The organism is Pantoea sp. UYEF8, from assembly GCF_040546285.1.
Classification (GTDB): Bacteria; Pseudomonadota; Gammaproteobacteria; order Enterobacterales; family Enterobacteriaceae; genus Pantoea; species Pantoea brenneri.
The window spans coordinates 544,261-565,783 of the sequence record NZ_JBEPNM010000003.1 but is presented as its reverse complement, the minus strand read 5'-3'; the positions used below and the strand labels follow the sequence as shown (position 1 = coordinate 565,783).

At 55.2% G+C, this 21,523-nt stretch carries 20 protein-coding genes; 8 read left to right on the top strand and 12 right to left on the bottom strand.

Annotation, left to right across the window (positions count from 1 at the left end):
* Positions 1-40: 40 nt before the first annotated feature.
* From rseP to rpsB, 8 genes are all read right to left on the bottom strand, one after another.
* A complete protein-coding gene (gene rseP, locus ABIB18_RS08850; RefSeq protein WP_031375283.1) occupies positions 41-1,390 on the bottom strand; it encodes a sigma E protease regulator RseP in 1,350 nt (449 codons plus the stop codon).
* A gap of 12 nt (positions 1,391-1,402) precedes the next feature.
* On the bottom strand, positions 1,403-2,260 hold the full coding sequence (gene cdsA, locus ABIB18_RS08845) for a phosphatidate cytidylyltransferase (protein ID WP_031375282.1): 858 nt from the start codon (positions 2,258-2,260) through the stop codon (positions 1,403-1,405).
* A gap of 18 nt (positions 2,261-2,278) precedes the next feature.
* On the bottom strand, positions 2,279-3,031 hold the full coding sequence (gene ispU, locus ABIB18_RS08840) for a (2E,6E)-farnesyl-diphosphate-specific ditrans,polycis-undecaprenyl-diphosphate synthase (RefSeq protein ID WP_354473986.1): 753 nt from the start codon (positions 3,029-3,031) through the stop codon (positions 2,279-2,281).
* Positions 3,032-3,208: 177 nt separating this feature from the next.
* A complete protein-coding gene (gene ispC / locus ABIB18_RS08835; RefSeq protein ID WP_089561399.1) occupies positions 3,209-4,405 on the bottom strand; it encodes a 1-deoxy-D-xylulose-5-phosphate reductoisomerase in 1,197 nt (398 codons plus the stop codon).
* Positions 4,406-4,520: 115 nt separating this feature from the next.
* Positions 4,521-5,078 (bottom strand): ribosome recycling factor, encoded by a 558-nt coding sequence (gene frr, locus ABIB18_RS08830; RefSeq protein WP_031375279.1) that lies wholly within the window; start codon positions 5,076-5,078, stop codon positions 4,521-4,523.
* Positions 5,079-5,221: 143 nt separating this feature from the next.
* Positions 5,222-5,947 (bottom strand): UMP kinase, encoded by a 726-nt coding sequence (gene pyrH / locus ABIB18_RS08825; RefSeq protein WP_031375278.1) that lies wholly within the window; start codon positions 5,945-5,947, stop codon positions 5,222-5,224.
* A gap of 157 nt (positions 5,948-6,104) precedes the next feature.
* Positions 6,105-6,956 (bottom strand): translation elongation factor Ts, encoded by an 852-nt coding sequence (gene tsf / locus ABIB18_RS08820; RefSeq protein ID WP_031375277.1) that lies wholly within the window; start codon positions 6,954-6,956, stop codon positions 6,105-6,107.
* 181 nt (positions 6,957-7,137) lie between these two features.
* The gene (gene rpsB / locus ABIB18_RS08815; protein WP_031375276.1) at positions 7,138-7,863 is read right to left on the bottom strand and encodes a 30S ribosomal protein S2; all 726 of its coding nucleotides are present in this window, start codon (positions 7,861-7,863) and stop codon (positions 7,138-7,140) included.
* 316 nt (positions 7,864-8,179) lie between these two features.
* On the opposite strand from rpsB, the gene map reads away from it, so the two are divergent.
* The 4 genes from map (at position 8,180) to ABIB18_RS08795 (ending at position 13,222) form a co-directional block, all read left to right on the top strand.
* Positions 8,180-8,974, top strand: coding sequence for a type I methionyl aminopeptidase (map, locus tag ABIB18_RS08810; protein WP_031375275.1), 795 nt, complete (start codon positions 8,180-8,182; stop codon positions 8,972-8,974).
* A 67-nt stretch (positions 8,975-9,041) separates the two neighbouring features.
* Positions 9,042-11,696 carry a bifunctional uridylyltransferase/uridylyl-removing protein GlnD gene (glnD, locus tag ABIB18_RS08805; protein WP_089561398.1) on the top strand — a complete coding sequence of 885 codons (2,655 nt, stop codon included), beginning with the start codon at positions 9,042-9,044 and terminating at the stop codon, positions 11,694-11,696.
* 83 nt (positions 11,697-11,779) lie between these two features.
* On the top strand, positions 11,780-12,604 hold the full coding sequence (gene dapD / locus ABIB18_RS08800; RefSeq protein ID WP_031375273.1) for a 2,3,4,5-tetrahydropyridine-2,6-dicarboxylate N-succinyltransferase: 825 nt from the start codon (positions 11,780-11,782) through the stop codon (positions 12,602-12,604).
* Between the two features lie 225 nt (positions 12,605-12,829).
* A complete protein-coding gene (locus tag ABIB18_RS08795; protein ID WP_010254085.1) occupies positions 12,830-13,222 on the top strand; it encodes a DUF3461 family protein in 393 nt (130 codons plus the stop codon).
* A 65-nt stretch (positions 13,223-13,287) separates the two neighbouring features.
* On the opposite strand, the gene ABIB18_RS08790 is transcribed toward ABIB18_RS08795, so the two are convergent.
* From ABIB18_RS08790 to dgt, 3 genes are all read right to left on the bottom strand, one after another.
* Positions 13,288-14,445: a CdaR family transcriptional regulator gene (locus ABIB18_RS08790; RefSeq protein ID WP_354473985.1), complete on the bottom strand. Its 1,158-nt coding sequence runs from the start codon at positions 14,443-14,445 to the stop codon at positions 13,288-13,290.
* Between the two features lie 184 nt (positions 14,446-14,629).
* Positions 14,630-16,069: a serine endoprotease DegP gene (gene degP, locus ABIB18_RS08785; RefSeq protein ID WP_031375271.1), complete on the bottom strand. Its 1,440-nt coding sequence runs from the start codon at positions 16,067-16,069 to the stop codon at positions 14,630-14,632.
* 132 nt (positions 16,070-16,201) lie between these two features.
* Entirely contained in the window at positions 16,202-17,692 is a 1,491-nt protein-coding gene (gene dgt / locus ABIB18_RS08780; RefSeq protein ID WP_069728407.1) for a dGTPase, read from the bottom strand.
* A gap of 92 nt (positions 17,693-17,784) precedes the next feature.
* Here dgt and mtnN point away from each other — a divergent pair, with 92 nt between their 5' ends.
* The 3 genes from mtnN to ABIB18_RS08765 all read left to right on the top strand — a co-directional run bounded on the left by mtnN (position 17,785) and on the right by ABIB18_RS08765 (position 19,646).
* Positions 17,785-18,483 (top strand): 5'-methylthioadenosine/S-adenosylhomocysteine nucleosidase, encoded by a 699-nt coding sequence (gene mtnN / locus ABIB18_RS08775; protein ID WP_031375269.1) that lies wholly within the window; start codon positions 17,785-17,787, stop codon positions 18,481-18,483.
* Positions 18,476-19,279 (top strand): vitamin B12 ABC transporter substrate-binding protein BtuF, encoded by an 804-nt coding sequence (gene btuF, locus ABIB18_RS08770; RefSeq protein WP_316553879.1) that lies wholly within the window; start codon positions 18,476-18,478, stop codon positions 19,277-19,279. Before mtnN ends, btuF begins: the two co-directional genes overlap by 8 nt.
* Before the next feature lie 115 nt (positions 19,280-19,394).
* Positions 19,395-19,646: a hypothetical protein gene (locus tag ABIB18_RS08765; protein ID WP_031375267.1), complete on the top strand. Its 252-nt coding sequence runs from the start codon at positions 19,395-19,397 to the stop codon at positions 19,644-19,646.
* A gap of 30 nt (positions 19,647-19,676) precedes the next feature.
* Here the strand turns inward: ABIB18_RS08765 and erpA are convergent, their stop codons facing one another.
* Positions 19,677-20,024 (bottom strand): iron-sulfur cluster insertion protein ErpA, encoded by a 348-nt coding sequence (gene erpA / locus ABIB18_RS08760; protein WP_031375266.1) that lies wholly within the window; start codon positions 20,022-20,024, stop codon positions 19,677-19,679.
* Between the two features lie 204 nt (positions 20,025-20,228).
* Between erpA and hemL the strand changes: the two genes are divergently transcribed.
* A complete protein-coding gene (hemL, locus tag ABIB18_RS08755; RefSeq protein ID WP_046289220.1) occupies positions 20,229-21,509 on the top strand; it encodes a glutamate-1-semialdehyde 2,1-aminomutase in 1,281 nt (426 codons plus the stop codon).
* The last annotated feature ends 14 nt before the right edge of the window (positions 21,510-21,523 follow it).

Below are 21,523 nucleotides of genomic sequence, written 5' to 3'. Positions count from 1 at the left end.
GTTTTCCTAACACATCCCTCGAATGTTCGCGTTCCCGCGATTACAGACGTGAGAAATCATTGAAAAGTGCAAGCCCCATTAACAGCACCAGTAAAATCGAACCGATGCGATAACTAAAGTCCTGAACTCGCTCGGACACCGGTCCACCCTTGATCTTTTCGATCGCCAGGAAGAGCAAGTGCCCACCATCTAAAACCGGCAGAGGGAACAGATTGATGATGCCCAGGTTGACGCTAATCAACGCCAGAAACATCAGGTAGTAAATCAATCCATACTCTGCTGACAATCCTGCACCCTGCGCAATCGAAATTGGCCCGCTCAGGTTGTTCAGCTTTACGTCACCGGTTATTAACTTGCCCAGCATAGAGACGGTGAGCTTCATCAGTTGCCAGGTTTTTACACTGGCCTCGCCGATAGCCGCAAACGCGCCATACTGTCTTACCGTTTTATACTCTTCTGGCAGAGGAACAATTCGTGGGATAACCCCCGCAAATCCTTCCGCTTTATTGCCAGGTTTCGCTTCCGGCGTCATCGTCAGCGCGATTGAGTCACCGCCACGATCCACCTCAAGCGCCATGCTTTTGCCCGGGTTATCCCGGACCTGGGCGACAAAAGCCTGCCACTGCGATAATGGCTGACCATCGACTTTAACGATCCTGTCGCCTGCTTGCAAACCGGCTTCACTGGCTGGCGAATTCGCCTGAACTTCGGCCAGCGTGGTTTCTATCTGCGGACCGCGCGGACGAATTCCCAATGCCACCACCGGATCCTGCTTATCAGGTTCAAACTGCCAGTGACGCAAATCCAGCTGCTTCTGTTGCGTGGCATCTTCGCCGAAACGCGCCACGGTTAAGGTGGCATTGCTGTCGCCGATTTTGCCGACCAGCGCCATACGCACAGCATCCCAGTCAGGCGTTTCGATACCATCGACAGCCTTAAGTTCCATGCCGGGCGTAATTTGCGCTTCTGCAGCCACCGAACCGTTTAAAATTTCGCCAATCACCGGACGTACGCCAGGTACGCCGTGAATAAACACAACCCAGTAAGCAAAGATGGCGAAGAGGAAGTTGGCGACAGGACCGGCCGCAATAATCGCGGCGCGCTGCCAGATAGCTTTGTTGTTGAACGCCTGATGACGCAACTCGGCCGGCACGCTCTCGACACGTTCGTCGAGCATTTTGACGTAGCCGCCGAGCGGGATCAGCGCGATAACAAATTCGGTACCGTGACGGTCGCGGCGTTGCCAGAGTGACTTACCGAAACCGATGGAGAAGCGCTCGACTTTGACGCCGCAGCGACGAGCGACCCAGAAGTGGCCGAACTCATGTACGGTAATCAACACGCCCAGCGCGACGATAAAGGCGACAAAACTCCAGAGAATACTCAACATCGTTGCCTGTCCTTAAAGGGTGCGGAACACCAGCAGCAATAAACAGGCAAACACCGGCACCGCCGCAGTCAGACTATCGATGCGATCCAGAATGCCGCCGTGACCGGGAATCAGATGACCGCTGTCTTTAATGCCCGCTTCACGTTTGAACATGCTCTCGGTCAGGTCGCCCAGCACCGAGGCCAGAGTGGCGATAATGGCGCAGATTACCAGCGTGCCTGCTGACACCGTCAGCGGGGCCAGCGAGGCGAACAGCAGCGCAATCAGCGCCGACGAGACCAGACCGCCGAGGAAACCTTCCCAGGTTTTGCCCGGTGAAACGCGCGGTGCCAGCTTGTGCTTGCCAAACATTTTGCCAAACATATACGCACCGGAATCCGCACCCCACACCAGCAACATCACGAACAGTAACCACCAGGCACCGGCGAAATGATCGGTGTCGTAATGATACTGACGCAGCGCCATCATGCCCCAGAAGAAGGGCACCAGCGTTAACACGCCAAACAGTAATCGTAGCGGACGCGAATGGCGCCAGAACGAGGCTGACGCCGGATAAGAGAGCACCAACAGCAGCGCAACGACCCACCACACCAGCGACGCCCAAAGCGATGTCGCGACCTGCGGCAGATGCACATCATGTTGATAGGGTGGCAGAGTGAACAACATCAGCGCCAGCAGCAGCCCACAGAGCACAGCCAGCCAGATGCGTTGTTGACGGGACGCCATGCCGGCCAGTTGCCCCCATTCCCAGGCAGCCAGCATGCAGATGACGATAGTTGTAATTGCAAAACCAACCGGCGGTAACCAGAACAGAGCAGCAATTACCAGCGGAATTAATATCAACGCGGTAATCAGACGAGACTTCAGCAAAGGTTACCCCCAGATTGCTCAGGCGCCGCCTGGTGCAGCGCCGCCAAAACGACGCTCCCGCAGAGAGAATGCATTCAGTGCACCTTCAAAAACGTGTTCATCGAAATCCGGCCAGAGCACATCGGTAAAATAGAATTCAGCATAGGCAATTTGCCACAGCAGGAAGTTGCTAATCCGATGCTCTCCCCCGGTCCTTATCACTAAATCCACTGGCGCCAGCTCCTGCATGCAGAGCTGCGACGTCAGGCTCTCTTCGGTAATCTGGTCAGGACGCAGTAAACCTTCCTGCACCTGTTCTGCCAGTTTTTTCACGCCTTCGATAATATCCCAACGGCCGCCATAATTAGCAGCGATGTTGAGCGTCAGGCCATCATTATTTTCAGTCAACGCCTCAGAACGGCGAATCCGCTCCTGAATACGCGGACTGAAGCGGCTGGTATCGCCAATGATGCGTAAACGGACATTGTGCTTGTGCAGGCTCTTCACTTCACTGTCGAGTGCCCAGACAAACAGCTCCATTAATGCGGTCACTTCCTGTGCCGGACGGCTCCAGTTTTCGCTACTGAAGGCGTACAGCGTCAGGGCCTCAAGTTTGTTACTGACGGCAAAGCTGACAGCGCGGCGTACCGATTTCACGCCCGCTTTATGACCGGAAATACGCAGTTTTCCCTGATTTTTGGCCCAGCGACCATTGCCGTCCATGATGATAGCGACGTGGCGCGGACCGGTTCCCTGCTGGTCATCAATGTTGTTGTGATTGTTAGACGACATAACGCGTACTCTATTCCTTTCATCAGAAATGCTGTGGTTTCTGAATACATTGCGCCCGTTCTAAATCCCGACACGTTGTGCCAGGCTACACCGAATCCGGTGACAGACCGTGAAACGCGAGCCAGCGACTATACCATTTTCACCTGAAGCGAACAAATGGCCTCATAATGATCGGCTTCACGACGTGAAGCGCGACAACATTTCTGTCGCCAGCGCGCGTGCAGTGCGATCGATTTCGAGGACAGCGTCCACCGAATCCGGTTCCGGACACGCCTGCGCCGCCAGCACAGCGCTGTTCAGCGCGGCGATGTCGGTAAAGCGAATCTGGTGATTCAGGAAAGCCGCAACGGCAACCTCGTTGGCAGCATTGAGCGTGGTGGTCGCCGCCTGCCCTGCTTCGCAAGCATCAATCGCCAGCTTCAGACAGGGATAGCGACCAAAATCGGGTTCTGCAAACGTCAGCGCCGACATGCGGGTGAAATCCAGCGGCGTTACGCCAGCGTGAATACGCGCCGGCCAGGCCATGCTGTGGGCAATCGGCGTACGCATATCAGGAGAACCCAATTGAGCCAGCACGCTGCCATCGCAGTATCGCACCATGGAGTGAATCACCGATTGTGGGTGCAGTATCACTTCCATCTGCGCTGCGCTGGCATTAAACAGCCAACGGGCTTCAATGTACTCAAGACCTTTATTCATCATGGTGGCCGAATCAACGGAGATTTTTCGTCCCATTGACCAGTTCGGATGTGCACAGGCCTGATCCGGCGACATGGCGCTGAGATCCGCTAAATCTGTGTCACGAAAAGGACCACCTGATCCCGTAAGGATAATCGACTCGATGCCGTTATCCCGCAGGTCAGCGTAACCTAACTGATGCTGGATGGTAGCCGGTAAACTCTGAAAAATGGCGTTATGCTCACTGTCGACCGGCAGTAAACGGGCATTATGATGACGCACCGCCTCCATAAACAAACGGCCGCAGGTGACAAGCGATTCTTTATTCGCCAGCAGCACGATTTTGCCAGCGCGGATCGCCGCCAGCGTCGGCAGCAAACCTGACGCGCCGACTATCGCCGCCATCACCTGATCAACCTCATCCAGCGCCGCCAGCTCGCAGGCTGCCTGAACGCCGGAGAGCACTTCAGTGTTTACCTTGAGTGCTCTCAGTCGCTCACGCAGGGCGGCGGCGGACGCATCATCGGCCATTGCGGCATAGCGCGGCTGGAAAGTGGCACACTGTTCGGCCATCAGCGCCACGTTGTGGCCGGCAACCAGCGCGGTGACCTGATAAAGCTCGGGGTTGGCGCGAACCACCGCCAGGGTACTGGTGCCGATTGACCCGGTTGAGCCCAGCAGAGTTAATCGCTTCATGATGCTATCCATGTGAAGTCAACAGACGTGCCCGCAGACACAATGTAAAACGCCGCCAGATGTCGCATTCATACGAATACCTCTCTGTACGGCGTTTTTTCCGGCAGTGATGGGATTAGAAATCCATCAGCTCCGTCTCTTTTTCTGACAGTGCAGCATCAACTTTCTTGATGTGTGCATCGGTCATTTTCTGAATTTCATCCTGCGCACGACGCTCGTCGTCTTCGCTGATCTCTTTATCTTTCAGCAGCGCTTTGATTTTATCGTTGGCATCGCGACGGACGTTACGTACCGACACGCGGCCCTGCTCGGCTTCGCCGCGCACGATTTTGATCAGATCTTTACGACGCTCTTCCGTCAGCGCAGGCAGCGGAACACGAATATCCGTACCGGCTGAACTTGGGTTCAGACCCAGATCGGACGTCATGATCGCCTTTTCGACTGCCGGACCGAGTGAGCGATCAAACACGTTGATTTTCAGCGTGCGTGAATCTTCCACGGTAACGGAAGCAAGCTGACGCAGTGGCGTTGGCGTGCCGTAATATTCGACGACGATGCCGTCGAGCAGCGAAGGTGAAGCACGACCGGTGCGCACTTTGCTGATGGTGGTTTTGAATGCTTCGACGCATTTATCCATGCGCGTATCAGCATCTTTTTTGATGTCGTTAATCACGTTGAAACCCTTGGATTCGGTTTGACCTGGCCAGTTCCGGCATAACCGGAAGCGGGATCGATAATCATCGATAATCCTGACTGGTGCGCGATGCGTTATCATCGCGCTGACAGAATATACCTTATTTTATCTCGCCTCGGGTATTAATGCGTAATCAGGGTGCCTTCTTTTTCACCCATGACTACACGACGCAGTGCGCCAGGCTTATTCATGTTGAACACGCGGATCGGCAGTTTGTGGTCACGCGCCAGGGTAAAGGCCGCGAGATCCATCACTTTCAGCTCCTGATCCAGCACTTCGGCGTAGGTCAGTTGTTCATACAGCGTCGCGTCCGGGGTTTTCACCGGATCGGCAGAATAGACGCCATCAACCTTGGTCGCTTTCAGTACCACGTCGGCTTCAATCTCAATGCCGCGCAGACAGGCAGCAGAGTCAGTGGTGAAGAACGGGTTACCGGTACCGGCGGAGAAAATCACCACGCGGTTATTGCGCAGCAGGCTAATCGCTTCCGCCCAGCTGTAGTTGTCACAGACGCCATTCAGTGGAATCGCCGACATCAGGCGCGCGTTCACATAGGCGCGGTGCAGTGCGTCACGCATTGCCAGACCGTTCATCACGGTTGCCAGCATCCCCATGTGGTCGCCCACTACGCGGTTCATTCCCGCCTGCGCCAGGCCTGCGCCACGGAACAGGTTCCCCCCGCCAATCACAACGCCAACCTGGATGCCCAATTCAACCAGTTCTTTTACCTCTTGTGCCATACGGTCAAGCACACTCGCGTCGATACCAAAACCTTCAGCGCCTTGCAGTGCTTCGCCGCTCAGTTTTAGCAGGATACGTTGATAAACAGGTTTTGCGTTGGTCGCCATGGTCAGTTCTTCCTGGAAGATAGGGTGATAAGGAGAAGTAAAATCTGATCGATCATCCGCTTACCGCAATGAAATTGCTATTGGGATGAAACTGAAAACGTGTCTGTTGCGGTTCACAGACAAAAAAGAACCGCCTTCTGGCGGTTCTTTCAGAGCATTAAGACTGTTTGGACATGGCTGCAACTTCTGCAGCAAAGTCAGACTCAACTTTCTCGATGCCTTCACCCACTTCGAAGCGGATGAAATTGATGACGTCAGCGCCCTGCTCTTTCAGCGCCTGGCCAACGGTTTTGCTTGGGTCGATAACGAAAGCCTGACCGGTCAGAGAGACTTCACCGGTGAATTTCTTCATACGGCCTTCAACCATCTTCTCGGCAATTTCTTTCGGCTTGCCAGACTGCATCGCGATGTCCAGCTGAACCTGGTACTCTTTCTCTACCACGTCTGCAGACACGTCTTCTGGCTTAACGAATTCAGGCTTGCTCGCCGCAACGTGCATCGCGATCTGTTTGATCAGATCTTCGCTTGCGCCGGTGGTTGAAACCAGAACGCCGATACGTGCGCCGTGCAGGTAGCTGCCCAGCTCTGCGCCTTCCAGGATAGCAACGCGACGGATGTTGATGTTCTCACCGATTTTAGCAACCAGCGCAACGCGCTCTTCTTCGAACTGCGCTTTCAGTACTTCAACGTCAGTGATGCGATCCGCTGCAGCTGCATCCAGAACTTTGTCTGCGAATGCCTGGAAACCACCATCTTTTGCGACGAAGTCAGTCTGGCAGTTCACTTCCAGAATCACACCGTAGTCACCAACGATTTTGGTTTTGATTACGCCATCAGCAGCAACGTTGCCTGCTTTTTTCGCTGCTTTGATTGCGCCAGACTTACGCATGTTCTCAATCGCCAGCTCAATGTCGCCGTTCGCTTCAGTCAGCGCTTTTTTGCAGTCCATCATGCCCGCGCCAGTACGTTCGCGCAGTTCTTTTACCAATGCAGCGGTAATGTCAGCCATTCCAGAATCCTCGGTTCGTGCCTGTGTACGTTTGCACCAGCAGACACTTATTTGCGGAAAATTTACTCTGTCCCGCCGTCCGGTTGGGGGCGTGACAGACTTAGATAAAATAAAGGGGCCAGTATAGGCCCCTTACAGATCACATCTGAATGCTAAGGGCTCTTATGCAGAGCAAACCTTATTAAGCGTTTTCTAAAGACGCTTCTTCAGCTTGCTCAGCCAGGTCCTGAGAGCGGCCTTCGCGAACGGTGGTCGCAACGGCAGTCAGGTACAGGTTTACAGCACGGATCGCATCGTCGTTACCTGGGATAACGAAATCAACGCCATCTGGATCTGAGTTGGTATCAACGATAGCAAATACCGGGATACCCAGGTTGTTTGCTTCTTTGATTGCGATGTGTTCGTGGTCAGCATCGACAACAAACAGTGCGTCTGGCAGACCGCCCATATCTTTGATACCGCCCAGGCTGTTTTCCAGCTTGGCCAGCTCACGCGCACGCATCAGCGCTTCTTTTTTGGTCAGTTTGTCGAAAGTACCATCCTGAGACTGAGTCTCCAGATCTTTCAGACGCTTGATTGACTGACGCACGGTTTTCCAGTTAGTCAGCATGCCACCCAACCAGCGGTGGTTTACGAAGAACTGGTCGCAGCTCAGTGCAGACTCTTTTACCGCTTCAGCAGCAGCGCGCTTAGTACCTACGATCAGGATCTTACCTTTACGGGAAGCGATCTTGTTCAGTTCAGCCAGAGCTTCGTTGAACATAGGGACAGTTTTTTCCAGGTTGATGATGTGAACCTTGTTACGGGCACCAAAGATGAATGGCTTCATTTTTGGGTTCCAGTAACGGGTCTGGTGACCGAAGTGAACACCAGCCTGGAGCATGTCGCGCATGGAAACAGTTGCCATGATAACCTCTAAAGTTTGATTGGGGTTGGGCCTCCATGTATCCCATACGACCGACCTTTTTCAAGGCACCCCGGCGTATGTGTCGATACATGTGTGTTTTATTACACATAATGAGAGTTATGCGTTTCCTGCTGACCGAAACGGCCATACAGAGAATCGTCGGCGCGCTTTATACCACAATCAGCCCAGTGACGCCAATAAATGATCGCTGACCACGGCCAGCGTGTTCTCTATTTGGCAGCCCATTTGCTGACTGCTAACATGACAGCACAGAGTTCATTATTGTCGAAAATTTCGACAAATGCGGATTAATTTAATGGCAATTTCAATTAAAACCCCTGAAGAAATCGAAAAAATGCGCGTCGCTGGCCGTCTGGCTGCCGAGGTGCTGGAGATGATCGAGCCACACGTTCAGCCGGGCGTGACTACCGGTGAATTGGATCGCATCTGCCATGACTACATCACGCAGCATCAGCAGGCGATTTCTGCCTGTCTGGGCTATCACGGCTTTCCGAAATCGGTCTGCATTTCGGTCAATGAAGTCGTTTGTCACGGTATTCCCAGCGATGACCGCCAGCTAAAAGACGGCGACATCATCAATATTGATGTCACCGTAATTAAAGATAGCTATCACGGCGATACCTCTAAGATGTTTATCGTCGGCAAGCCGACCATCCAGGGCGAACGTCTGTGCCGCGTCACTCAGGAGAGCCTCTATCTCTCATTGCGTCTGATCAAGCCCGGTATCCGCCTGCGTGAGCTGGGCCGGGCGATTCAGAAATATGTCGAAGCGAATGACTTCTCGGTGGTACGTGAGTATTGCGGCCACGGCATCGGCAAGGGCTTCCATGAAGAGCCACAGGTGCTGCATTATGATGCCGACGATGGCGGCGTGGTGCTGCAGGCGGGCATGACATTTACCGTGGAACCGATGGTGAATGCGGGCGATTACCGCATCCGCACCATGAAAGATGGCTGGACGGTAAAAACCAAAGATCGCAGCTTGTCCGCGCAGTATGAGCATACTATTGTGGTGACGGAAAACGGCTGTGAGATCTTAACCCTGCGCAAAGATGACACCCTGCCTGCGGTGCTGGTTGCTGAAGGGTAATTCCCCCACTACAGAATCAAGCCGGCGCTAAGCCGGTTTTTTTTTGGCTGAAGAAGAGAAGAGCTGCATGAGCGTGAGCCTGTCGGAAGAGGTACAAAACGGTCTGATCGATTCCCCGGCCGAATGGGATGACGATCAGCTCACCCGCGACATTCTGAAACAGCGGCTGGAGCAGTTTCAGCACCATCTGTCTGCCGCTTTCGACGCCGGTGAAGCCGTCGAGCCGCTGATTGATGCCCGCACGCTGTTTATCGATCGCCTGCTGCGTCGTCTGTGGCGCTTTTTCGGCTTTGATCAGATGAGCGCCATCGCGCTGGTGGCCGTTGGCGGCTATGGCCGTGCCGAGCTGCATCCGCTCTCAGACATAGACGTGCTGATCCTCAGCCGTCAGCCGCTGGATGAACAGGCTGCACAGCGCACCAGCGAACTGCTGACCCTGATGTGGGACCTGAAGCTGGAGGTTGGCCACAGCGTGCGCACGCTGGAGGAGTGTCTGCTGGAGGGCTTATCGGATCTGACGGTAGCCACCAATCTGATTGAATCGCGGATGCTGACCGGTGACGTGGCGCTGTTCCTTGAACTGCAGAAAAACGTCTTCAGCGACGGCTTCTGGCCTTCATCGTGCTTTTTCGCCGCCAAAATTGAAGAGCAGCAGGAGCGTCATAAGCGCTATCACGGTACCAGCTACAACCTTGAGCCAGACATCAAAAGCAGCCCCGGCGGCCTGCGCGATATTCATACCCTGCAATGGGTGGCGCGCCGCCACTTTGGCGCCACCACTCTGGATGAGATGGTCGGCTTCGGTTTCCTCACTGAAGTGGAGCGCAGCGAGCTGAATGAGTGTCAGGAATTTCTCTGGCGGATCCGTTTCGCATTGCATCTTTCGCTGCCCCGCTACGACAACCGTCTGCTGTTTGATCGCCAGCTCAGCGTGGCGCAACGTCTTAATTATCAGGGCGAAGGCAACGAGCCGGTCGAGCGGATGATGAAAGACTTTTACCGGGTGACGCGCCGGATTGGCGAGCTGAACCAGATGCTGCTGCAGCTGTTCGATGAAGCGATTCTGGCGTTGTCCACCAGCGAAAAACCCTGCCCGATCGACGATGACTTTCAGCTACGCGGCGACCTGATTGACCTGCGCGATGAAACGCTGTTTGAGCGTGAGCCGCAGGCAATTCTGCGCATGTTCTACGTCATGGTGCGTAACGACAGCATCAAAGGCATCTACTCCACCACCCTGCGCCATCTGCGTCATGCGCGCCGCCATCTGAAGCAGCCGCTGTGTCAGATTCCGGAAGCGCGCCGCACCTTTATGTCTATTCTGCGTCATCCTGGCGCCGTCAGCCGGGCGCTGGTGCCGATGCACCGTCACAGCGTGCTGTGGGCTTACACCCCGCTGTGGGGCCATATTGTCGGCCAGATGCAGTTTGATCTGTTCCACGCCTACACCGTTGATGAGCACACCATTCGCGTATTGCAGAAGCTGGAAAGCTTCGCCAGCGAAGCCACCCGCTCGCAGCATCCGCTGTGCGTTGAACTCTGGCCGCGCCTGCCGCAGCAGGAGCTGTTGCTGATGGCCGCGCTGCTGCACGATATCGCCAAAGGGCGCGGCGGCGATCACTCGATTCTCGGCGCACAGGACGCACTCGACTTCGCTGAAATGCACGGCCTGAACTCGCGTGAAACGCAGCTGGTTGCCTGGCTGGTGCGCCATCATCTGCTGATGTCGGTCACCGCGCAGCGCCGCGATATTCAGGACCCGACGGTGATCCAGCAGTTCGCCGAGGTGATGCAGAATGAAAATCGCCTGCGCTATCTGGTCTGCCTCACCGTAGCGGATATCTGCGCCACCAACGAAAGCCTGTGGAACAGCTGGAAGCAGAGCCTGTTGCGCGAACTGTTTTTCGCCACCGAGAAACAGCTGCGACGCGGCATGGAGAACAGCCCGGACCTGCGTGAGCGGGTGCGTCACCATCGTCTGCAGGCGCTGGCGCTATTGCGGATGGACAATATTGATGAAGAGCGGCTGCATCAGATCTGGAACCGCTGCCGCGCCGATTATTTCCTGCGGCATACGCCGAATCAGATCGCCTGGCATGCCCGCCATCTGATGGGCCACGATCTGAAAAAACCGCTGGTGCTGGTCAGCCCGCAGGCCACGCGCGGCGGCACTGAAATCTTTATCTGGAGTCCGGATCGGCCGCACCTGTTTGCCGCAGTGGCGGGCGAACTGGATCGCCGTAATCTCAGCGTGCACGATGCGCAAATCTTTACCAGCCGCGACGGCATGGCGATGGATACGTTTATCGTGCTGGAGCCCGACGGCAGCCCGCTGGCACCGGATCGCCATCCGATGATTATTCAGGCGCTGGAGCAGGCGATTACCCAGTCAGACTGGGTGCCGCCGCGAACCCGTCGTCCGTCGGCCAGGCTGAAGCACTTCAGCGTCGATACCGAAGTCAATTTTCTGCCAACCCATACCGATCGCCGCAGCTACCTCGAGCTGGTGGCCCTTGATCAGCCCGGCCTGCTGGCGCGAGTGGGCGAAGTGTTTGCCGATCTCGGCGTCTCGCTGCACGGCGCGCGCATCAGCACCATCGGTGAACGGGTCGAGGATTTGTTTATTCTCGCCAACAGTGAGCGTCAGGCGCTGGATGAAGAAATGCGTAAAGCGTTGCAACAACGGTTGACAGAAGCCCTTAATCCAAACGATAAAGTGTGACCAAAGTCGATTTGTGAACCTTAAACTTTTTACTCGTGTCGGGTGATTATCCGGCACTGCACATGACAGATCAGGAAAAAAATATGCAACAGTTACAGAGCGTTATTGAATCCGCCTTCGAACGTCGTGCTGATATCACCCCAGCCAGCGTTGACAGTGAAACCCGTGATGCCATCAACCAGGTTATCTCTCTGCTGGACAGCGGTGCACTGCGCGTTTCCGAAAAGATCGACGGTGAGTGGGTAACGCATCAGTGGCTGAAGAAAGCGGTACTGCTCTCTTTCCGCATCAACGACAACCAGGTGATGGAAGGTGCTGAAACCCGTTTTTATGACAAAGTGCCGATGAAATTTGCTGGCTGGGATGAAGCGCGTTTCAAAGAGGCCGGTTTCCGTGTGGTTCCGCCAGCGGCTGTGCGTCAGGGTGCCTATATCGCCCGCAACACGGTGCTGATGCCCTCTTACGTTAACATTGGCGCATTCGTGGATGAAGGCACCATGGTGGATACCTGGGCAACCGTTGGCTCCTGTGCGCAGATTGGTAAAAACGTTCACCTCTCCGGCGGCGTAGGCATCGGCGGCGTGCTGGAACCGCTGCAGGCCAACCCGACCATCATCGAAGATAACTGCTTCATTGGCGCACGCTCTGAAATCGTCGAAGGCGTGATTGTTGAAGAAGGCTCGGTGATCTCAATGGGCGTTTACATCGGTCAGAGCACCAAAATCTATGACCGTGAGACCGGCGAAGTGCATTACGGCCGCGTGCCAGCCGGTTCCGTAGTGGTCTCAGGTAACCTGCCGTCTAAAGATGGCAGCTACAGCCTCTACTGTGCGGTAATCGTGAAGAAAGTCGATGCGAAAACGCTCGGCAAAACAGGTATCAACGAACTGCTGCGCACCATCGACTGATTTAAGTGACGGGCTGGAAACCGGCCCGTCATCTTTTCTTTACACTTCCCCGCCAACATCCTGTTTTGCGCCGCGAATTAACTGGTGCGTTTATTTTTTATTCAGGTCATAATCCGCGCCAGTTAAATCCCGTCGCGCAATGTTCATCCTGCTTATTTATGTCTACAGTTGTCAGACGTCATGAACAAGACTGCGCGCTTCTCACCTTTTGATGGAAACAACGCTATGTATGACAATCTGAAAAGCTTAGGTATCAGTAATCCGGATGATATTGATCGTTACAGCCTGCGTCAGGAAGCCAATAACGATATTCTGAAGATCTACTTCCGCAAAGATAAAGGCGAGTTTTTCGCGAAAAGCGTGAAATTCAAATACCCGCGTCAGCGTAAAACAGTGGTGGCCGATCACGCTACCCAGGGCTACAAAGAAGTACAGGAAATCAGCCCGAATCTGCGTTACGTGATTGACGAGCTGGACCAGATTTGCCAGCGCGACCAGGTTGAAGTGGATCTGAAACGTAAAATTCTTGATGACCTGCGCCATCTGGAAAGCGTAGTGTCACACAAAATTACCGAAATCGAATCTGACCTCGAAAAACTGACCCGCAACGGTCGTTAATCGGCTGTCAGTGACGAAAAAGGCCAGCTCTGCTGGCCTTTTTTATGTCGGCGTTACCGCCCCGCTCATCCCTGCTCATCCAGCTGCAGCGCCACATAGAGCAGCAGCCGATCGTCAAAGTGCCCGAGATTCAGCCCGGTTAACTCCGAAATCCGGTTCAGCCGATACTCCAGCGTATTACGGTGAATAAACAGCGCACGCGCAGTCGCGATCGGCTGCACATTATGGGTGAACCAGGCGATCAGCGTTCGCCGCAGCAAACCGTTGTTATCCATACTCTTGAGTTTCGCCAGTGGCCGCGCCAGTTCATTGGCCTGCCAGCCGCCACGCAGACTGTCGAGCAGTACCGGCAGCACCAGATCCTGATAAAAATAGCTGCGCACCTCGGGCATACGCTGTTTGCCAACCATCATGGTGGTGCGGGCGGTACGATAGGAACGCGCAATACTGCCGGGGCCGGTGAAAAAGTTTCCCAGCGCAATCCGCATCCGCAGATGGCCGCTCTCTTTCATTCGCTGTAATAACTGCTCGACCCGCCGACGATGATCCTCCTGATCGTAACGGCCGTGCCCATTCAGGGCCGGCTTCAGCACCACCATTTCGGTCAGCGAAACAATGGCGATCAGGTTGTCGCGCTCCGGCGTGATCAGCAACGTTTGCAGCTGCTGCAACTCTGACATTGCGCTATCGACGCCCAGCTGGCCGCTATCGACCTCAACCACGGCCACCACGCGCGGCTGATTAAGATCGATGCCGAGCCGCTGCGCCCATTCGGTCAGCTGCGGCGACAGGGTATCGCTGCGAATCAGATTCAGCACCAGCTCTTCGCGCAGACGGCTGTCCTGCGCCAGCATATGCAGCAGTCGCGCCTGCTCCAGCATCATCTCCGCCGTCATACAGACCAGCTCACCATAATGCCGCAGCGCCAGCGGCTCACCGGTCAGGCCGATGACCCCGACAATATCGCCGTCTATCCGCAGCGGCAGATTAATGCCGGGCCGCACCCCGTGCAGATGTTTCGCCACCGCTTCATCAATGTCCACTACCCGCCCCTGAGAGAGCACCAGCAGCGCGCCTTCGTGCAATTCCCCAATGCGCTCGCGATCGCCGCTGCCAATAATCCGGCCGCGCGCATCCATCACGTTGACATTGCTGTCAATAATTTTCATGGTGCGCGCCACGATATCCTGCGCCAGCCGGGCATCAAGATGATAGGTAGCCATCCATTACTCCTGAAAAAGAGGGGGAGAGATAGAATACGCATGCAAGGCGGCCAGAACATTGTGCAACTGCACAGAGCCAGGTGGGCATTTAGTGAATTTGCGGTCAGCATCACACTCTGACCGGCACGAATTGAGGCAATAAAAAAGGCGGACCGAAGTCCGCCTGATAGCAATGCCTTGCCGCTTACTGCATCAGCAGGTAGATGCTGCTGTCGCCGCGCTTGACGTTCAGCGCCAGCACCGACGGTTTGGAATCAAGGATTTTACGCAGTTCGCCCAGGTTGGTCACCGGCTGCTGGTTCACGCCCTGAATCACGTCGCCTTTTTTCAGGCCGATACGAGCGGCAGCGCTGCCCGCTTTGACGTTATCCACGCGAACCCCTTTATCGCCAGCGTCGCTATTGCTGAGATCGGCCCCTTCAATGCCGGTGTAGATGGTGGCCGACTGGACTTTCGCCTGGCTGCTCTGCTGCAGCTGAACCGACACATCCAGCGGTTTGCCATCACGCAGCAGACCCAGTTTCAGGGTGGTGCCAATCGGCAATGAACCGACTTCAGCACGCAGCGCAGCAAAGCTGGTCAGCGGTTTGCCGTTCATCGACACCACCACATCGCCCGCTTTGATACCGGCTTTCGCCGCCGCCGAACCTGGCAGTACCTGGCTGACAAAGGCTCCGCGCTGTGCATCGACCTTCATCGCTTTCGCCAGCTCAGAGTTAAGCTCGGTGCCCATCACACCCAGTTCACCGCGTTTAACCTGACCAAACTCCACCATCTGCGCCGTCAGGTTTTTCACCATGTTGCTCGGGATAGCAAAGCCGATACCGATGTTGCCGCCATCCGGTGCCAGAATCGCGGTGTTGATGCCGATCAGTTCACCGTTAAGGTTAACCAGCGCGCCACCGGAGTTACCGCGGTTAATCGCCGCGTCCGTCTGGATAAAGTTCTCGTAGTTTTCCACATTCAGGCCGCTACGGCCCAGCGCGGAGACGATACCTGAAGTGACTGTTTCACCCAGGCCATACGGGTTACCGATCGCCACGGTGTAGTCACCGACCCGCAGATTGTCAGAGTCGGCCAGTTTCACCGCCGTGAGGTTTTTAGCGTCCTGCAGCTGGATCAACGCAATGTCGGAGCTGGGATCTTTACCGATCACTTTGGCGTCATAGCGGCGGCCATCGCTCAGCTGGACCTGAATTTTAGTGGCATTATTCACTACGTGGTTGTTGGTCACCACATAGCCTTTTTCAGCATTGATCACCACGCCCGATCCCAGCGCACGGAATTTTTCCTGCTGGGTATTTGGTGCCGGCGCGCCGCCAGCAGAGCCGTCGCCGCTCTGGCACATCGGTGAACTCTGGAACGGCGAGCCATCCTGACAGAAAGGCGAGTTATCACCAAAGAATTGCTGGAACTGCTGCGGCATACGCGGCGTTTTCACCGTGGTGGTGCCTTCAACGCTGATACTGACCACTGACGGCATCACCTTCTCCAGCATCGGTGCCAGGCTCGGCAGTTGCTGACTATCAGAAGAGGCGGTTTGCGCAGCGGAAACCGTGACGGGCGCCAGGGCCATACTCAGGCTCAGGGCCAGCGCACTTAACATTAAACTCTTTTTTTTCATTTTTGGTTTCTCTTGAGGATAACTGTTCAGACCATTGCTGTGGTCGGTGTTGAGATAAATGTTTTAGCGCGAAGTTCCTTTTAAAGTTTCAAGCAAAGGTAAAAATTTATTCGCGCTCTTTACAATTGGTGATTATTCGACAGCCATCAGCCGCCGGTACTCATCCCAGGCATAGAGATCGGTCATTCCGCTAATATAATCCTGAATCAGACGAAAACGATAATATCGCTCCCACAGCAGGCGCTCATATTTATGTTCCACCACCAGGGTGCGCATTTTATGCAGATAAGCTTTACGATGCTTGCCGGAAAGTTTATGAAAAAGCCGGGTCTCAATCGGATGGTGCCGCAGAAAGTCTTCATTTATCAGCGTGGTAAACGATTCATAATTGAGCAGCATCAGCGGCTGATAAATTTCCAGTAATCCCTTAATAACCCGATATCCCTGTAATTCCAGCTGCTCGACTTCGGAATGATTAAATACCTGCTGGCGCGCCACCGTTTTGAACAACTGCAACAAACGGCCCTCTTCGCCATCATCTTCCAGCAAGGCATGATTGAAATTACCGTCAAATATGGCGGGCAGATTATCAACAAAACGCTTCACTGCATAGGTCACCAGCACGCTCTGAACATTTACGCGTAATGACATAAAGAATTGATCGCTACGGCTGCGGCGCTTTTTACTGCAGGCCTCACGCCAGGCTTCGCCGATGGTACGGCTGAAAGCGTCATTATTTTTCACCGGCCCCCAGGCTTTATTGAGAAACTCATACAAACTCTCAACATTAAATATATCTTTTTCTACAGCGTCGTCCAAATCGGCAATGCAATAGGAGATATCATCGGCGGCTTCCATTATATAGGTCAGCGGAAAGCGATGGTGCTCTGCCATATTGGTCGCGGCGCGCAGGTCGCTAATATAGTCCTGCTCGGAGAGATAAAAGCCCGGCTTTTTCATTAACACGCTGAATTCGGCGGGCTTCTCGCCCTGCCACCAGGCGGGCGCGGTATATTTAAGAATGCAGGCAACCTGCGAGTAGCTGAGGTTAAGTTGCAGCAGCGTATGAACCATACGAATCGCCTGCGCATTGCCTTCAAAGTGGCACAAATCCTGTCGAATCATCGCGTTTAGCTGATCGAAGGCGCGGCGTTGCGTCTCGCCTTCTACCCCCGCCACCAGCGGATCAACCAGTTCAGCCGGCAGATTATCTTCAAACCAGTCGTTGATCGCCGCCTCACCAAAATGCCCGAACGGGGGATTCCCCACGTCGTGCATCAGACAGGCCATCTCAATAAGGCTCTCAAACGCGCCTTCCAGCTCGTCCAGTCCATATTGCGCCAGTCCGCCCTGCATTTTCAGGGTCTGCAGGATCTCCTTGGTGATATAGCGTCCGGTCTGCTGCACCTCCAGCGAATGCGTCAGCCTTGAACGCACCGCGGCATTGCGCTCCAGCGGAAACACCTGGGTTTTTTGCTGCAAACGGCGAATCGCTGCGGAGTTAATAATCCGTCCACGATCGCTCTCGAAGTGGCGGGTAATGTAATATTCCCCCTCCGGATCTTTTCGACTGGTATAAGGGCGCGAGAAGCTGATCTTCTTCCTGAAATTGATCGCTGACATTCATTACCCCTTATTTTTTGGTGAATTAATCCCCTGTTAGCCATGGTAGACTATGCCTTAAATTATGACTTTTTACATTAGCGGGACTCACTATGAAAGCAGGCATTATTGGTGCGATGGAGCAGGAAGTTACCCTGCTGCGCGACAAAATCGAAAACCGTCAAACTTTATCGCTGGCTGGCTGTGAAATTTATACCGGCACCCTGAATGGCGTTGAAGTTGCGCTGTTGAAATCGGGCATTGGCAAAACCTCCGCCGCGCTGGGTACCACCCTGCTGCTGCAACTGTGTAAGCCAGACGTGGTGATCAACACCGGTTCGGCTGGCGGCTTAGCGGCTTCGCTGAGCGTGGGCGATATCGTGGTATCAGAAGAAGTGCGCTATCACGATGCCGACGTCACGGCTTTTGGCTATGAGCCCGGTCAGATGGCAGGCTGCCCGGCAGCCTTTGTTGCCGACAGGGGTTTGATTGCAGCAGCCGAAGCCTGCATTAAGCAGCTCGATCTGAATGCGGTGCGTGGTCTGGTGGTGAGCGGAGACGCCTTTATCAACGGCGCCGAGCCGCTGGCGCGCATTCGTCAGCAGTTTCCACAGGCTATTGCCGTGGAAATGGAGGCCGCAGCTATCGGTCACGTCTGCCACCAGTTCCAGGTGCCTTTTGTGGTGGTTCGTGCCATTTCTGACGTCGCTGATCAGGCCTCGCATCTGAGCTTTGATGAGTTCCTCAGCGTCGCGGCTAAGCAGTCGTCGCTGATGGTGGAGAACCTGCTGGCGCGTCTGGCGCGTGGCTAAAACTCTGCTGTTCTGCTGGCTGCTGCTGATCAGCGGCAGCCTGCTGGCTTCCCCTCCGCGCGTTATCACCCTCGCGCCCCATCTGACTGAACTCGCCTTCGCCGCCGGCATTACGCCGATTGCGGTCAGCGCCTGGTCCGACTATCCGCCGCAGGCGAAACCGATTGAGCAGGTAGCCAACTGGCAGGGGATTAACCTCGAGCGTATTCTGCAACTGAAGCCGGATCTGGTATTAGCCTGGCGTGGCGGCAATCCGCAGCGACAGATCGACCAGCTGCAGCAGCTCGGGTTGAAAATCGAATGGATCGATCCGGTCACGCTGGATCAGATGATTGCCACACTGGAAAAACTGGCGCAGTGGAGTCCGCATCCTGAACAGGCAGTTAAGGCCGCGCAGCAGTTGCGTCAGCAGCAGGCCGCACTGCGCCAGCGCTACGCTCACCTGCCGGTGGTGCCGCTGTTTTTACAGTTTGGTCAGCAGCCGCTGTTTACCGCCGCAAAATCGACCTTACAGAATGAGATCATTGAACTGTGTGGCGGCAGGAATATCTTTGCCGACAGCCGGGTCAGCTGGCCGCAGGTCAGCCGTGAACAGGTACTGATGCGGCACCCGCAGGCGATTGTGATCGGCGGCAGTGACCACCAGGCTGACAACGTCCGGACCTACTGGCAACCGCAGCTCAGCGTGCCGGTGATTGCGATTAATGATGACTGGCTCAGCCGTCCCGGCCCGCGCCTGTTACTGGCGGCAAAACAGCTGTGCGCTGCGCTGCATCCCGCACAAAAATCCAACTAATCGATTAAAGAAACAGCCTTTTTTGCCGTTAATCAAGATATGAGACGCGCGCGCCACGTATGCTCGCCGTCCTTTTTAGCGCTTAGCGCTTTTTGAACAACACCAGGAACTTTACATGACCAGAGCACTGCTACTGGCGATGGGGCTGCTGATCCCGGCGTACACGCTGGCGGGATCGGTCACCGGCTCTATTGGCGTCAGGCTTGTCATCTTTTCACGCTGTGAAATTCACAGTCCTGATGCGCAGGCTGTGCCGCAGATCGATTGCGGCAGACAGGCAAGCGCGCAACCGCGGGTGACACGCAGTGTCATTCAATCAGAGGGGAATCAGAGACGGAACCATCAGCTGGTAACGATAGAGTGGTAAACGAGGCCGTCAGGAAGACGGCCTGCGTCATCAGATACTGAAAGAAGAACCACAGCCGCAGGTGGTTTTCGCGTTCGGGTTAGTGACGATAAAACGCGATCCTTCCAGCCCTTCGGTGTAGTCCACCGAGCCGCCCACCAGATACTGCAGGCTCATCGGATCGACAACCAGCGAGACGCCCTGCTTCTCAATGGTCATATCGCCGTCATTCATCTGGTCATCAAAAGTAAAACCGTACTGGAAGCCGCTGCAACCCCCGCCGGTGATATAAACGCGTAATTTCAGCGCCGGGTTCTCTTCGTCGGCAATCAGGTTCTTCACCTTGGTGGCTGCTGCGTCGGTAAACTGCAACGGCAGTGCTGCTACATCATCACTCATGTTTTACTCCGCTAAACGTCCAGGTCAGAAAACGACCTTAATACCGCTATTATCTGCCAGCACCTCAGCGCAATCAAGCTCTGCCCTTCGCACTCTGTGCCGCTTTCACTAAGGTTAAGTATAGCGGCTGGTGAAACCGGCTTTCGTCTGCTGCGCCTCTTCCGTAGAATGGCGCGATATTTTTATGAACCGCTGGAGCCGAAAATGAGTAAGTCCGAACAACTGTTTGCCGAGGCACAACGCCTGATTCCGGGTGGCGTAAACTCGCCGGTACGCGCATTTACCGGTGTGGGCGGCGTTCCGCTGTTTATCGAACACGCCAACGGTGCCTACCTGTATGACGCCGATGGCAAAGCCTACATTGATTATGTCGGATCATGGGGCCCGATGGTGCTGGGGCACAATAACGCCGGGATTCGCAACGCGGTGATTGAGGCCGCTGAGCGCGGTCTGAGCTTTGGCGCACCAACGGAGATGGAAGTCACCATGGCGCAACTGGTGTGCGAACTGGTGCCGAGCATGGAGATGGTGCGCATGGTCAACTCCGGTACCGAAGCCACCATGAGCGCCATTCGTCTGGCGCGTGGCTTTACCGGCCGCGATAAAATTATCAAATTTGAAGGCTGCTACCACGGTCACGCCGATCATCTGCTGGTCAAAGCGGGTTCGGGCGCATTAACCCTCGGCCAGCCCAATTCGCCAGGCGTCCCGGCCGATTTCGCTAAGCATACCCTGACCTGCACCTACAACGATCTCGATTCGGTCCGCGCCGCCTTTGAACAATACCCGGAGGCTATCGCCGCGATCATCGTTGAGCCGGTGGCCGGCAACATGAACTGCATTCCGCCGCAGCCAGACTTCCTGCCGGGCCTGCGGGCGCTGTGTGATGAGTTTGGCGCGCTGTTGATCATTGATGAAGTGATGACCGGCTTCCGCGTGGCGCTGGGCGGTGCGCAGGAGTATTACAACGTCCGTCCTGACCTGACCTGCCTCGGTAAGATCATCGGTGGCGGTATGCCGGTTGGCGCGTTTGGCGGTCGTCGTGAGGTGATGGCGGCGCTGGCTCCGACCGGTCCGGTCTATCAGGCTGGCACGCTGTCGGGCAACCCGATCGCCATGGCAGCCGGTTATGCCTGTCTGACCCAGATAGCGCAGCCCGGCACCCATCAGACGCTGGATGCCCTGACCCGCAAACTGGCGACTGGCCTGCGTGATGCGGCGCAGCAGCAAAATATTCCGCTGGTGGTCAACCACGTTGGCGGGATGTTTGGCCTGTTCTTCACCGATGCTGACAGCGTGACCTGTTACGCCGACGTGACCCGCTGTGATGTTGAGCGTTTCAAAACTTTCTTCCACCTGATGCTGGAAGAAGGCGTCTACTTTGCTCCGTCGGCCTTTGAGGCTGGCTTTATGTCGCTGGCCCACAGCGAGGAAGATATTCAGCGCACCATCGACGCCGCACGTCGTTGCTTCGCGAAGCTGTAAAATGGGTATAAGAC

What these genes read in the sequence shown, in the direction of transcription:
- rseP (WP_031375283.1), bottom strand. Translation starts at nt 1,390, where the DNA reads ATGTTGAGTATTCTCTGGAGTTTTGTCGCCTTTATCGTCGCGCTGGGC.
- ispU (WP_354473986.1), bottom strand. Translation starts at nt 3,031, where the DNA reads ATGTCGTCTAACAATCACAACAACATTGATGACCAGCAGGGAACCGGT.
- ispC (WP_089561399.1), bottom strand. Translation starts at nt 4,405, where the DNA reads ATGAAGCGATTAACTCTGCTGGGCTCAACCGGGTCAATCGGCACCAGT.
- pyrH (WP_031375278.1), bottom strand. Translation starts at nt 5,947, where the DNA reads ATGGCGACCAACGCAAAACCTGTTTATCAACGTATCCTGCTAAAACTG.
- tsf (WP_031375277.1), bottom strand. Translation starts at nt 6,956, where the DNA reads ATGGCTGACATTACCGCTGCATTGGTAAAAGAACTGCGCGAACGTACT.
- rpsB (WP_031375276.1), bottom strand. Translation starts at nt 7,863, where the DNA reads ATGGCAACTGTTTCCATGCGCGACATGCTCCAGGCTGGTGTTCACTTC.
- map (WP_031375275.1), top strand. Translation starts at nt 8,180, where the DNA reads ATGGCAATTTCAATTAAAACCCCTGAAGAAATCGAAAAAATGCGCGTC.
- glnD (WP_089561398.1), top strand. Translation starts at nt 9,042, where the DNA reads ATGAGCGTGAGCCTGTCGGAAGAGGTACAAAACGGTCTGATCGATTCC.
- dapD (WP_031375273.1), top strand. Translation starts at nt 11,780, where the DNA reads ATGCAACAGTTACAGAGCGTTATTGAATCCGCCTTCGAACGTCGTGCT.
- ABIB18_RS08795 (WP_010254085.1), top strand. Translation starts at nt 12,830, where the DNA reads ATGTATGACAATCTGAAAAGCTTAGGTATCAGTAATCCGGATGATATT.
- ABIB18_RS08790 (WP_354473985.1), bottom strand. Translation starts at nt 14,445, where the DNA reads ATGGCTACCTATCATCTTGATGCCCGGCTGGCGCAGGATATCGTGGCG.
- degP (WP_031375271.1), bottom strand. Translation starts at nt 16,069, where the DNA reads ATGAAAAAAAAGAGTTTAATGTTAAGTGCGCTGGCCCTGAGCCTGAGT.
- dgt (WP_069728407.1), bottom strand. Translation starts at nt 17,692, where the DNA reads ATGTCAGCGATCAATTTCAGGAAGAAGATCAGCTTCTCGCGCCCTTAT.
- mtnN (WP_031375269.1), top strand. Translation starts at nt 17,785, where the DNA reads ATGAAAGCAGGCATTATTGGTGCGATGGAGCAGGAAGTTACCCTGCTG.
- ABIB18_RS08765 (WP_031375267.1), top strand. Translation starts at nt 19,395, where the DNA reads ATGACCAGAGCACTGCTACTGGCGATGGGGCTGCTGATCCCGGCGTAC.
- erpA (WP_031375266.1), bottom strand. Translation starts at nt 20,024, where the DNA reads ATGAGTGATGATGTAGCAGCACTGCCGTTGCAGTTTACCGACGCAGCA.
- hemL (WP_046289220.1), top strand. Translation starts at nt 20,229, where the DNA reads ATGAGTAAGTCCGAACAACTGTTTGCCGAGGCACAACGCCTGATTCCG.